Genomic DNA, 12,904 nt, shown 5'->3' with positions numbered 1-12,904 from the left:
CCAGCAGGGCAATCTGACTGAAACAGAATCGCCCGCTGGACGTTCATTTCGGTGCATTACCTGTAAGCAAACCGCTTCGCACGTTTGCCGGAAATGCCTTAATGAGCGGTCGTGGCCCCTGCTTCTTCCTCGACCGAAGGCACGGTCGCCGGGGTTGCCGGCTCGGTCCATTCAATCGGCTCAGGTTCGCGAACCAGAGCATGCTTGAGGACTTCACCCACGCGAGACACCGGAACGATCTCAAGACTGTTCTTCACATTGTCCGGAATATCCGCCAGATCCTTGGCGTTTTCTTCCGGGATCAGAACCTTCTTGATGCCGCCGCGCAGAGCTGCGAGGAGCTTTTCCTTCAGGCCGCCGATTGGCAGGACACGACCGCGCAGGGTGACCTCACCCGTCATTGCGATGTCCTTGCGAACCGGAATGCCGGTCAGCACGGATACGATCGCCGTGACCATGGCGATACCGGCGGACGGACCGTCCTTCGGCGTAGCACCCTCCGGCACGTGCACGTGGATGTCGCGCTTGTCGAACAACGGAGGTTCGATGCCGAAATCGATGGCACGCGAGCGGACATAGGAAGCCGCTGCGGAGATCGATTCCTTCATCACGTCGCGGAGGTTACCCGTGACGGTCATGCGGCCCTTACCGGGCATCATGACACCTTCGATGGTCAGCAATTCACCGCCAACTTCCGTCCAGGCAAGACCTGTCACAACGCCAACCTGATCTTCGCCGTCGATCTGACCGAAGCGGAACCGCTCGACACCCAGATAGTCGGAGAGGTTCTTTTCGGTGACTTTCACCGACTTCTTCTTCGACTTCAGGATTTCGGTCACGGCCTTACGTGCCAGAGTCATCAATTCGCGTTCGAGGCTACGCACACCTGCTTCCCGCGTGTAGAGGCGGATAACATTGCGCAGCGCATCGTCCGTGACCGAAAACTCCTTCGGCTGCAGGGCATGATCCTTGATTGCCTTCGGCAACAGGTGCCGCTTGGCGATCTCGAGCTTTTCATCCTCGGTGTAGCCGGCGATACGGATGACTTCCATACGATCCAGCAATGGACCGGGGATGTTCAGCGTATTTGCCGTCGTCACGAACATGACGTTCGACAGATCATATTCCACCTCAAGGTAGTGATCCATGAAGGTCGAGTTCTGTTCCGGATCCAGCACCTCAAGCATGGCCGATGACGGATCGCCGCGGAAATCCTGGCCCATCTTGTCGATTTCATCGAGCAGGAAGAGCGGGTTGGACTTCTTCGCTTTCTTCATCGACTGGATGACCTTGCCGGGCATCGAACCGATATAGGTACGGCGGTGACCGCGGATTTCAGCCTCGTCACGCACGCCGCCGAGCGACATACGGACATATTCACGGCCGGTAGCCTTGGCAATCGAACGTGCAAGCGAGGTCTTGCCGACGCCGGGAGGTCCGACGAGGCAGAGGATCGGGCCCTTGATCTTGGTCGAGCGAGCCTGCACCGCGAGATACTCGACAATGCGCTCCTTGACCTTTTCAAGACCAAAGTGATCGTCGCCAAGTACGCCTTCGGCAAAGTTCAGGTCCTGCTTGATCTTCGACTTCTTGCCCCACGGAATGGACAGCAGCCAGTCGAGATAGTTGCGGACGACCGTTGCTTCGGCAGACATCGGGCTCATGCTGCGCAGCTTCTTCAGCTCAGCCTGGGCCTTTTCGCGGGCTTCCTTGGAGAGCTTGGTCTTGTTGATGCGCTCTTCGAGTTCAGCCGCTTCATCGCGACCGTCCTCGCCATCGCCAAGCTCCTTCTGGATCGCCTTCATCTGCTCGTTGAGATAGTATTCGCGCTGCGTCTTCTCCATCTGGCGCTTGACGCGGCTGCGGATACGCTTCTCAACCTGGAGAACCGAAATTTCGGCTTCCATGAAGGAAAGTGCCTTCTCAAGGCGCTCGCGCACCGAGAGGATCGACAGCATTTCCTGCTTCTCGGGAATCTTGATCGCGAGATGCGAGGCAACCGTATCGGCAAGCTTCGAATAGTCGTCGATCTGGCTGGCAGCGCCAACCACTTCCGGCGAAATCTTCTTGTTCAGCTTGACGTAATTTTCGAAATCGGAAACCACCGAGCGGGCAAGCGCCTCGATCTCGACGGCATCTTCTTCAGGCTCCGGCAAAGCCGCAGCATAGGCCTCGTGATAATCTTCGCGGTCGGTAAACTTGGAAACCTTGGCGCGCGCCGTGCCTTCGACCAGCACCTTGACGGTGCCGTCCGGCAGCTTCAGGAGCTGCAATACGTTGGCAATCGTGCCGACTTCATAAATCGCGTCCGGTGCCGGATCGTCATCGGCAGCGTTTTTCTGGGTGGCAAGCAGAATCTGCTTGTCCACGCCCATCACTTCCTCCAGCGCGCGAATGGACTTTTCGCGGCCGACAAAAAGCGGAACGATCATATGCGGGAAAACGACGATGTCACGCAACGGCAAAACGGCATAGAGCCCGTCCGAACCGCCCGCTTCAGAACCACCCAATGGGGTCTTCTGTTCAGTACCCGTCATAACTCAAGTCCTTTCTCAGGTCTTTCAACCTGACTGCCACGTCCGCGCCCCCTTTCATCATGAGGCAGGTCACGAATGTGCTTCGTTCCATACTTGGAGAGCCGAACCCGGCAATTCAATAGCCTCGATCGGGACGGCTTTCATAGAATCGTCATCTATCCTGCGCTGTACCGTCATTAAGTACAATATCTAGCTTAGGCTGTACCCCGATTGCTGCGCCTGCAATAGTGACAGGATCAGCCCGGCGCAAGTTTGCACATGAAAAAGGCCGCTTGCGCGGCCTTTTTGTGGATTAGGTGCCCCCGCTTAAGCGGAAACATTACCCTTTTCATCCTGGCGCTCGGCATAGATATAGAGCGGACGGGCGCTGCCATCCACCACATCGCCGGAAATGACCACTTCCTGCACGCCTTCCAGCGTCGGAAGCTCGAACATCGTGTCGAGCAGGATCTTTTCCATGATCGAACGCAGACCGCGTGCACCCGTCTTGCGCTCGACCGCCTTGTTGGCAATGGCTCGCAGGGCGTCGTCGTGGAAGCTCAGCTCGACACTTTCCATGTCGAACAGGCGCTGATACTGCTTCACGAGCGCATTCTTCGGCTCGGTCAGGATCTGCACCAGAGCATCGACATCGAGGTCTTCGAGCGTCGCGATCACCGGCAGACGACCGACGAATTCCGGAATGAGGCCGAACTTCAGAAGATCTTCCGGCTCCAGCTCCCTGAAGACATCACCGATGCGGCGCTCATCGACCGAACGAACGGTGGCGCCGAAGCCGATGGACGTCTTCTCGCCGCGTGCGGAGATGATCTTGTCGAGACCGGCAAATGCGCCGCCGCAGATGAAGAGGATGTTCGTCGTGTCCACCTGCAGGAATTCCTGCTGCGGATGCTTGCGGCCACCCTGCGGTGGCACGGAAGCGACGGTGCCTTCCATGATCTTCAGAAGCGCCTGCTGGACGCCCTCGCCCGACACGTCGCGCGTGATGGACGGGTTATCCGACTTGCGGCTGATCTTGTCGACTTCGTCGATATAGACGATGCCGCGCTGTGCGCGTTCTACGTTGTAATCGGCGGCCTGAAGCAGCTTCAGGATGATGTTCTCGACATCTTCACCGACATAACCTGCTTCCGTCAGTGTCGTCGCATCGGCCATGGTGAATGGCACATCGATGATGCGTGCGAGCGTCTGGGCAAGATAGGTCTTGCCGCAACCCGTCGGACCGACGAGAAGAATGTTCGACTTCGCAAGCTCGATATCGCTGCTCTTGGACTGATGGGCGAGACGCTTGTAATGATTGTGTACCGCAACCGACAGAACGCGCTTGGCATCCTTCTGGCCGATGACGTAATCGTCAAGGACGGCCATGATTTCCTGCGGCGTAGGCACGCCCTCGCGCGACTTCACCATCGAGGATTTGTTTTCCTCGCGGATGATGTCCATGCAGAGTTCGACGCACTCGTCGCAGATGAAAACGGTCGGGCCTGCAATCAGCTTGCGCACTTCATGCTGGCTTTTGCCGCAGAACGAGCAATAAAGCGTATTCTTGGAATCGCCGCCGCTGTTGCTGACTTTGCTCATCGCAGTTTCCTTTCAATTGACCGAAATGAACCTTGGGCGTTCATATCGATCGTTTCTTCCGGTTCGGACCCAGTGCTGGAGGAGAAACGCGCCTCCCGCCGGTCACAACGGCAGCAGATACGCGCTGCCTGTCATGTAGGGCCTGTAGTCTCAGGATTCCTGTCACCGTATGGCTCCCCGACCGAAGGAGCCATTTGGCGACTTTTGCAGAAGCTGCACCGTCGAACAAATGAAAAATAAGTTCCCGGCAAAGATTCGGCATAATCTGACCAAGTTTAGCGCCCCGAACCCCAACAGATGCTTAACGTGGCGCGTTAACCATCACGTAGTTGCAAGAATTGGGCCCCTTTTGTGGCAAAGGGCGCTAAAAACGGGTGCGAGCCGGAGATTCCGGCTCTTACTTCGATTCGTCCGCGCCCACGTCGCGCGATTCAACCACCTTGTCGATAAGGCCGAATTCGAGCGCTTCCTGCGCGGTCATGAAATGGTCGCGGTCGAGCGTGCGTTCGATCGTCTCGTAATCGCGGCCCGTGTGCTTGACGTAGATCTCGTTCAGGCGGCGCTTCATCTTGATGATGTCCTGCGCATGACGTTCGATGTCCGAGGCCTGTCCCTGGAAACCGCCCGATGGCTGGTGAACCATGATACGGGCATTCGGCAGCGCATAACGCTGGCCGGTCGCACCGGCGGTCAGGAGCAGCGAGCCCATCGAAGCAGCCTGGCCCATGCAAAGCGTGGAAACCGGCGGACGGATGAACTGCATCGTGTCATAGATCGCCATGCCGGAGGTTACGACACCGCCGGGCGAATTGATGTACATGTTGATCTCTTTCTTCGGGTTTTCTGCCTCGAGAAAGAGAAGCTGTGCGCAAACCAGCATCGACATTCCGTCTTCAACCGGTCCGTTCACGAAGATGATGCGCTCCTTGAGAAGGCGCGAGAAAATATCATAGGCCCGTTCGCCACGGTTGGTCTGCTCAACCACCATCGGGACGAGGTTCATGACGGTTTCGATCGGATCTCTCATTATGGGCCTCTGGATATATTTATGGCGAAGTGAATGGTTCTGAATCGTAAGTGTTCCATACATAGGGCGTTGCGCCCCTGTTCCGCAAGTGGCGTAGCACTACCTGCCTCACTCCCAATCCGACTCCGGCTTTTCGGGGCGAATGCCGCGCTTCTCGTCCAGCGTTTTGCGGGCCACTTCGGTCAGTCGCGCCTTGATGCGAACGGAGCCATCTTCCAGATTCTCGCGTTCGACGCTGCTGCCATGCTGGTAAATCCAGTCGAGAAGATGGAGCTCGAATGGTGACAGCACAACATCGACCGGGCCGAGCGAGCCCGCTATCCGGGTTTCGATAAGTGAAAGCAACCTGTCAACACCTTCACCGGTAATGGCTGAAAGAGGGATCGGGCGCCCCTCCTCACTACCGGCGGCGGCCAGACGCAGGGCGGCTTCGCGCCCGCTTTCGTCAAGGTTGTCGATCTTGTTCCAGATTTCGACGACACGCTTGCGGTCCTGCGGCTCGATGCCCAGCCCAGAAAGAATGCTTTCCACGTCTTCCGCCTGCGCGGCATTGTCCGGATCGGAAATGTCGCGGACATGCAGGATCAGATCCGCCTCCACCACTTCTTCAAGGGTGGCGCGGAAGGCAGCGACGAGATGGTGCGGCAGGTTCGAAATGAACCCGACCGTATCCGACAGGATAACCGTTTCACCATGCGGAAGGCGAATGCGTCGCAATGTCGGATCGAGCGTGGCGAAGAGCATGTCTTCGGCCAACACTTCCGCACCCGTCATGCGGTTGAAAAGCGTAGATTTTCCGGCGTTGGTATAACCGACAAGTGCCACGATCGGATGCGGCACCTTGCGCCGCTTCTGACGATGCAGTGTGCGGGTGCGCACCACCGTTTCAAGCTCGCGCTTGATCTTCAGAATCTTGTCCTGCAGCAAACGACGGTCGGCTTCGATCTGGGTTTCACCCGGACCACCGAGGAAGCCGCCACCACCGCGCTGACGCTCAAGGTGGGTCCAGCTTCTGACCAGACGGCCCTTCTGATAATTCAGATGCGCCAGCTCGACCTGCAAGGCACCTTCCTTGGTGCGTGCGCGTTCACCGAAAATTTCGAGAATGAGCCCGGTGCGGTCGATGACCTTGACGTTCCATTCCTTTTCGAGATTGCGCTGCTGTACCGGTGTCAGTGCGTGATCGACGATGACCAGCCCGATAGCCTTTTCCTTGACGGTTTCGGCGATGGATTCCACCTTTCCCGCGCCAAGCAAGGTCGCAGGCCGTGGATTGGCGACAATCGCAATTTCGGCATGTTCGATGTCGAGATTGATTGCCCTGGCAAGCCCGACGGCTTCCTCCAGGCGCGCCTCGTTCGAGCGCTGAAATTCGGGGCGAGCCCCATCTTCCGCCGACGTGCCCGTATTATATCGCTCCGGCAGGACGGGAACGATGACGGCTGCCCTTGTGGGCTCAGGTTCTGAAAGCTCGAAAGCCTTGTCTGCATCGGCAGATGTCGGCTTTTTATCCTTGAACTTGGACAAATATATTCACTCCGGGACGCGGAACCTATTGTGGATGCATTTGGCTGAGAAAATCAGGTTAATGCACTATCTGCCAATGCAGATAAGTCGCCGCTAAAGCTGTTTCAAATGAAAGACGCCCCGGATTGTTTAAACATGACGAACCGGACAGGCAGAGCGTGTCCGGTTATCATCAGCAGAAACAAAACTGGAACGAAACGACTTGGAGCATGTCTCCCGAAAGTGGGAACCGGTTTCGGGACAAAGACATGCGTAAAAAAATTATAGAGCATTTCCAATGATTCAATCAAAACAGGAAAAGCTCTAAGTCATCGCGCTCCAGTGGAATTCGCAAAGCGTCAGGCTTCTTCGCCTTCGAACATCTGCACAGGCTGGCTTGGCATGATCGTCGAAATCGCATGCTTGTAGACAAGCTGCGAATGACCGTCACGGCGCAAAAGCACGCAGAAATTATCAAACGACGTTACAATGCCGGTCAGTTTCACGCCATTGATAAGAAAAATCGTCAGGGAAATTTTCTGCTTACGTACAGAATTCAGAAAAAGGTCTTGTAGATTTTGCGATCGTTCAGCCATTGTTTTTATTCCTTTAATCGATCAGCAGCCAGCTCGCGATGTGTTAAACGAACACGCGCATGCACATAAATCAAGCACCGGAGCGTGCAAAACCGGGGCTCGACTGCAATTGCTGTGGAAAGACAACTGCTTCGCTATTTAGCTTCGGTTAACAGGATGGGAATCTTTGCGCAACCGTCAATTTCATTAGTCGCCCGGCAAATTCCGTCAGGCGAGATGGTTTCGTTATCTCAATCGGCCACGACAAGCTCTTCATTTTATAGAGATTCAAGCAGTGGCTGCGTGAAATCTATCGTGCGATCCAAAAACTTCCGGGCCGGAGCGAAACGAGCGTTCCAACCCGACAGGAGTTTGATGCCCCAATGCGTCAGAAGAACTCCAGACTTACGCGGAACATCTGCTCCACATGCTTTACGGCGTCAGAGGTTGCGAAAATGACGACACGATCCTTGGGCTTGATCCGCACATCGCCATTGGGGCGGATCACCTGCCCGTCGCGATAGATTGCCCCGATTCGCAAGCCTTCCGGTAAGTCGAGATCGCGCAGCGGCGCACCGACGAGCGATGACGTTTCCAGCGCCTCGGCTTCGATCAGTTCGGCCATGTCGCGATAAACACTATAGACCGCGCGAATACGGCCCCGGCGCACATGCTGCAGGATTTTCGAGATCGTGACCGCCTTCGGATTGATGTAGGCATCGATCCCCACCATGTGGGTAAAATCCTGATAGGCGACCGTATTAAGCAGGGCCATGTTGGACTTGCAGCCCAGACGTTTGGCCATGATGCTCGACAGAATATTGACTTGATCCTGATTGGTCAGTGCCACCATCAGGTCGGCATCCTGAATATCGGCTTCCTGCAGGAGATTCTGGTCCAGCGCGCTGCCATGCAGAACCATGGTGCGCTTCAGCTGATCGGCAATCGCGAACGCACGATCATGCTCGCTCTCGATCATCTTGACGCGCGTATTCCACTTGCGGTCCTCGATGGCCTTGGCCACGTAGAGACCAATATTGCCGCCGCCTGCAATAACGATGCGGCTGGCTTCCGGTTTCTCGTGCCCGAACAAGGCAAGCGTGCGGCGAACCTGCTCGCGCGTTGTCACGACATAGGCCAGATCGCCCGCATTCAGCTCGTCGGATGAGCGCGGGATAAACAAGCTATCATTGCGCACCACGCCAACGACAGTCGCTGCAAGATCGGGAAACAGATCAGTCAGCTGTTTCAGCGGCGTATTGATGACCGGACATTCATCAAGACATTCGATCGCGAGACCGATGATCTTGTCGTCCGCGAAGCGCAACACGTCTGTCGCGCCCTGCAACGCGATGCGTCGCAGAACCACCTCGCCCACTTCCAGTTCAGGCGAAATGATAACATCGATTGGCAGGTTTTCGCGCAGGAACAGGTCCTGATACTCGGCCTTGAGATAGGACTGCGCACGGATGCGGGCAATCTTGGTCGGCACGTTGAAGACCGAGTGCGCCACCTGACAGGCCACCATATTGACCTCGTCGGACAATGTGACGGCAATGATCATATCCGCTTCGTCGGCGCCAGCAGCTGCAAGCACATCGGGCTGCGATCCGTGACCGACAAATCCCCGCACATCAAGTGTGTCGCGCACGATCTCGACATGGCGTGCGGATGTATCGATGACAGAGACATCGTTCTCTTCGGCGGCAAGCCGCTCGGCGATGCCGTATCCGACTTGCCCTGCTCCGCAAACGATTACCCGCATGACTGCTCCGTCCGAGACAATGAGAGCATTTCCAGCAAAAGTGCGAAGCGGTTTTGCGTAGGATAATGCAACAAAACAGATATCTAGAGCGGCTCCAGCCTCTCCTCTTTGGCTGGAGCGCTCTAAATGCTTATACGCCCAGAGACTTCAGTTTGCGATGCAGCGCCGAACGCTCCATGCCAACGAACTCCGCCGTGCGCGAAATATTGCCGCCGAACCGGTTGATCTGGGCGATCAGATATTCCTTCTCGAAACGCTCGCGCGCCTCGCGCAACGGAAGCGCCATGATGTGCTGGTCGGATTCCGTTGGTGCGCGTGGCAGGGTGTCGCCGATTTCAGCCGGCAAAAGATCGGCTGTCACTGGCTCTTCTGGATCGTCGCCACGTGCCAGAATCATCAGGCGTTCGACATTGTTGCGCAGTTGGCGAAGATTGCCCGGCCAGCTATGCGCCTGCAGAACCGCCATCGCGTCCGGCCCGATCTTGCGCGGCTTGATGCCAGCCTGTTCGGCAATCTGCTTCATGAAGTAATCGACCAGAGACGGAATATCCTCGCGCCGGGATGCAAGCGGCGGCACCTGCACAGGGACAACCGACAGACGGTGGAACAGGTCTTCGCGGAACGTGCCTTCCGCAATCATGCCTTCGAGGTTCTGTGCCGTCGAGGAGATGATGCGCACATCCACCTTCACACGCTTGGTGCCGCCAACGCGCTCAAACTGCTGGTCGACAAGCACACGCAGTATCTTGTTTTGCGTCTCGCGCGGCATATCCGCAACTTCATCGAGATAGAGAATACCGCCATGGGCTTCTTCCAGAGCGCCGACCTTGCGTTCGCCGCCGTCCATCTCAGTACCGAAAAGCTCGATCTCCATCCGCTCTGGCGTGATGGTCGCGGCATTAACGGTCACGAACGGACCGCTGGCGCGGCTCGACTGCGCATGGATGGCACGCGCGGCAAGTTCCTTGCCCGCACCCGACGGGCCAGTGATCATGATGCGGCTGTTGGTTGGCGCCACGCGTTCAATGGTCTGGCGCAGCTGGTTCAACGCCAGTGATGCACCGATCAATTCCAGATGGTCGCCGGTACGTTTGCGCAAGTTCGAGACTTCGCGCTTCAGCTTCGAGGTTTCAAGCGCCCGTTCCGCAACGAGGATCAGACGATCAGCCTTGAACGGCTTTTCGATGAAATCGTAAGCGCCGCGCCGGATGGCAGACACCGCCGTTTCGATGTTGCCGTGACCGGAAATCATCACCACCGGCAGTTCGGGGTGCTGCTTCTTGATTTCATCGAGCAGCGCCAGACCATCCAGACGGCTGCCCTGCAGCCAGATATCCAGGAAAACCAGCCGGGGAACGCGATCGTTGATCGCTGCGAGCGCGCTGTCCGCATCGAAAGCCGTGCGGGTTTCATGGCCTTCATCGCTCAGGATGCCTGCAACAAGTTCCCGGATATCCGCTTCGTCATCAACTACAAGAATATCGGCAGCCATATCAAATCACCTGTCCAGCTATGTTCTTTTGGTCATTTTCCGCATTGGTGCCAGCCTCGCCGGCAGGTCCCGCATTCACGCCAGCCTCGCTGGCAGGCGCTTGCGGGAAGACCATGCGTATCATCGCGCCTCGGCCTCCGTGGAAATCCGAAGGCGCGTCATGCAATTCCAGATGCCCGCCATGATCCTCGACGATCTTGCGGACAATCGCGAGACCAAGGCCGGTGCCCTTCTCGCGCGTCGTCATATAAGGTTCGAGCAGTTTCTGGCGATCGTCGCCTGGCAAGCCTTTGCCATTGTCGATGACATCGACAACCAGTTGCCCGTCCGCCTGATAGGAACGGATGAGGATATGCCCGCCTTCGCCTTCCTTGGCGCGATCTTCCTTTGGAAGTCCGTCAATAGCTTCGCTGGCATTCTTGATGACATTGCCGAACGCCTGCCCGATCAGGCGGCTGTCGAAGGAACCGACCAGTTTTTCCGCCCCGAAATCGTTCTGGAAACGAATATCGCTGCGGCTGACTTCGATCAGGAAGGAGGCTTCGCGCAATGCCTCGCGCATGTCCATAAGCCGCATTTCCGGCTTCGGCATGCGGGCAAAGGCGGAGAATTCATCGACCATGCGCCCGATATCGCCCACCTGACGGATGATCGTATCCGTGCACTGGTCGAAAACCTCGCGATCTTCGGTGATCACCTTGCCGTATCGGCGGCGAATGCGTTCGGCGGACAGCTGGATTGGCGTGAGCGGATTCTTGATCTCATGCGCAATGCGGCGGGCGACATCCGCCCAGGCCGACGAACGCTGTGCCTGCACCAGATCGGTGATGTCGTCCACGGTCACGACATAAGAATGATCTTCGGACTCCGTATCCTCGACGGTCACCTGCACGTTGAACGTGCGCGCCACGCCGCCGCGGGTCATGCTGACCTGCTCGCGGTGTACGGCACGTCCCGTTGAACGGGCGACTTCGAAAGCCTGCCCAATCTCTGGCGCAATGCTGGTAAGGCTTTTGCCAACAGCATCATCCGATGTGACACCGAACATATGCTCTGCGGAACGGTTCAGAATGGAGATACAGCCATCTGTTTCGATGCCGATGACGCCTGCCGTCACACCGGAAAGCACGGCTTCAGAGAAGCGACGGCGCTCATCGATCTGGTCCTTGGCGGAAATCAACTCGTTACGCTGGCTCTTAAGTTCCGCGACCATGTTGTTGAAAGTGCCGGACAATGCGCCGACATCACCGTCCGAAGCGCGCACCGGAACCGAGATATCGAGGTTACCAGCCGCCACGTCGTCCGACGCACCGATCAGCAGACGGATCGGGCGCACCAGCCGGTCAGCAACAGCAATACCGGTCCAGATCGCCGAAAGCAGAACGATCAGCGTCAGACCGAAATAGAGCAGCGCGAACGCGATCTGCGTTGGAATGCGGTTCGCATCCATTTCCTGATAGCGCTGGGTGTTGGCTTCCATCAGGCGCATGGCGTCGAGAATCTGCGAATCCACGGCGCGAACCGTATAGAGATAGACGTCCGGTATTTCGCGCATCTTGATAATTGCGCCGACGAAATTACTGTTTCCCGGCGGGATGATAACCGGCTTGCCGTCCGGTGCCGTCTTCAGTGCATCTTCAGTCGGCGGCGGCAAGCGATCTTCGACGCCGGTATCGCTTTTGACGACCACTTCACCATTTTCACGCACCAGGAACGCACCGAGCAGACCGCGACCGCGCGTCTGCAACGTCATCAACTGGACGAAGCCACCACGATCAAGACTGTAGATGGTGCGCTGCGCATCGAGATCCTGCAGCATCGAATAGGACGTGCTTTGCAGGTTAAGCGCAGTTTCGCGGATATAGGCGGTGGTCAGGCTCTGCGATGAACTGACAATGTCGCGGGTATTGGTATCGAACCAGCGATCAAGACCCAGATTGAGCGTTACGGAAGCAACGATGGCCACCACGATGGCAGGAACCGCCGCAATCAACGAAAACAGCGCGACGATGCGGACATGCAGGCGCGAAGCGGCCTTTCCAAGCCGGCGGGCCATGACGATGCGATAGACTTCGCGGCAAATCAGCAGAATGAGGAACAGAATCAACGCGACATTGATGATGACCAATGCCAGCGTTACCGTCCGGTCAGGCGTGATCGGGGTGATGCCAATCAGAATGGCGAAGGATATCGATGCCGTAATCAGCGCTGAAACAACAGTGATGATACCCGGCAGCGCCAGAAGCCTGCGCCCCTCGCCGCCTTGCGATGATTGTTTCTCGCCGTTCATGTCCGTCGTCAGATTCGCCGTGCTCATGTTAACCATGTTACCCAATAGCGTTGCATCTATGCAACGCATTGTGGCGAAAATGCAACGTTTGTTTCGCACTCAGTTGTTGACGAAGGGTAACTCTCGTTCAG

General features: G+C 56.9%; 7 protein-coding genes and 2 pseudogenes. All 9 read right to left on the bottom strand.

The genetic code is table 11. From position 1 onward, the window contains the following. Nucleotides 1-98: 98 nt before the first annotated feature. Entirely contained in the window at nucleotides 99-2,537 is a 2,439-nt protein-coding gene (gene lon, locus KWJ32_RS17010; RefSeq protein ID WP_151609913.1) for an endopeptidase La, read from the bottom strand. Nucleotides 2,538-2,843: 306 nt separating this feature from the next. Continuing rightward, on the bottom strand, nucleotides 2,844-4,118 hold the full coding sequence (gene clpX, locus KWJ32_RS17005; RefSeq protein ID WP_010660143.1) for an ATP-dependent Clp protease ATP-binding subunit ClpX: 1,275 nt from the start codon (nucleotides 4,116-4,118) through the stop codon (nucleotides 2,844-2,846). 397 nt (nucleotides 4,119-4,515) lie between these two features. After that, entirely contained in the window at nucleotides 4,516-5,145 is a 630-nt protein-coding gene (gene clpP, locus KWJ32_RS17000; protein ID WP_010660144.1) for an ATP-dependent Clp endopeptidase proteolytic subunit ClpP, read from the bottom strand. 108 nt (nucleotides 5,146-5,253) lie between these two features. After that, nucleotides 5,254-6,672 carry a GTPase HflX gene (hflX, locus tag KWJ32_RS16995; RefSeq protein ID WP_012092092.1) on the bottom strand — a complete coding sequence of 473 codons (1,419 nt, stop codon included), beginning with the start codon at nucleotides 6,670-6,672 and terminating at the stop codon, nucleotides 5,254-5,256. A 338-nt stretch (nucleotides 6,673-7,010) separates the two neighbouring features. Then, entirely contained in the window at nucleotides 7,011-7,247 is a 237-nt protein-coding gene (gene hfq, locus KWJ32_RS16990; RefSeq protein ID WP_002964239.1) for an RNA chaperone Hfq, read from the bottom strand. Between the two features lie 5 nt (nucleotides 7,248-7,252). Continuing rightward, nucleotides 7,253-7,465: pseudogene (locus KWJ32_RS16985) on the bottom strand (hypothetical protein). Between the two features lie 149 nt (nucleotides 7,466-7,614). Beyond that, entirely contained in the window at nucleotides 7,615-8,991 is a 1,377-nt protein-coding gene (gene trkA, locus KWJ32_RS16980) for a Trk system potassium transporter TrkA (RefSeq protein ID WP_010660146.1), read from the bottom strand. Between the two features lie 130 nt (nucleotides 8,992-9,121). After that, nucleotides 9,122-10,483 carry a sigma-54 dependent transcriptional regulator gene (locus KWJ32_RS16975; protein ID WP_010660147.1) on the bottom strand — a complete coding sequence of 454 codons (1,362 nt, stop codon included), beginning with the start codon at nucleotides 10,481-10,483 and terminating at the stop codon, nucleotides 9,122-9,124. A 100-nt stretch (nucleotides 10,484-10,583) separates the two neighbouring features. Then, a pseudogene (locus KWJ32_RS16970) lies at nucleotides 10,584-12,842 on the bottom strand (PAS domain-containing sensor histidine kinase); the annotation flags it as partial. Between the last annotated feature and the right edge of the window lie 62 nt (nucleotides 12,843-12,904).

The sequence above is a fragment of the Ochrobactrum sp. BTU2 genome (assembly GCF_024539785.1).
Lineage (GTDB): Bacteria > Pseudomonadota > Alphaproteobacteria > Rhizobiales > Rhizobiaceae > Brucella > Brucella anthropi.
The sequence above is the reverse complement of the archived record's forward strand: the minus strand, read 5'-3'. Positions and strand labels throughout refer to the sequence as shown.

What these genes read in the sequence shown, in the direction of transcription:
- lon (WP_151609913.1), bottom strand. Translation starts at nt 2,537, where the DNA reads ATGACGGGTACTGAACAGAAGACCCCATTGGGTGGTTCTGAAGCGGGC.
- clpX (WP_010660143.1), bottom strand. Translation starts at nt 4,118, where the DNA reads ATGAGCAAAGTCAGCAACAGCGGCGGCGATTCCAAGAATACGCTTTAT.
- clpP (WP_010660144.1), bottom strand. Translation starts at nt 5,145, where the DNA reads ATGAGAGATCCGATCGAAACCGTCATGAACCTCGTCCCGATGGTGGTT.
- hfq (WP_002964239.1), bottom strand. Translation starts at nt 7,247, where the DNA reads ATGGCTGAACGATCGCAAAATCTACAAGACCTTTTTCTGAATTCTGTA.
- trkA (WP_010660146.1), bottom strand. Translation starts at nt 8,991, where the DNA reads ATGCGGGTAATCGTTTGCGGAGCAGGGCAAGTCGGATACGGCATCGCC.
- KWJ32_RS16975 (WP_010660147.1), bottom strand. Translation starts at nt 10,483, where the DNA reads ATGGCTGCCGATATTCTTGTAGTTGATGACGAAGCGGATATCCGGGAA.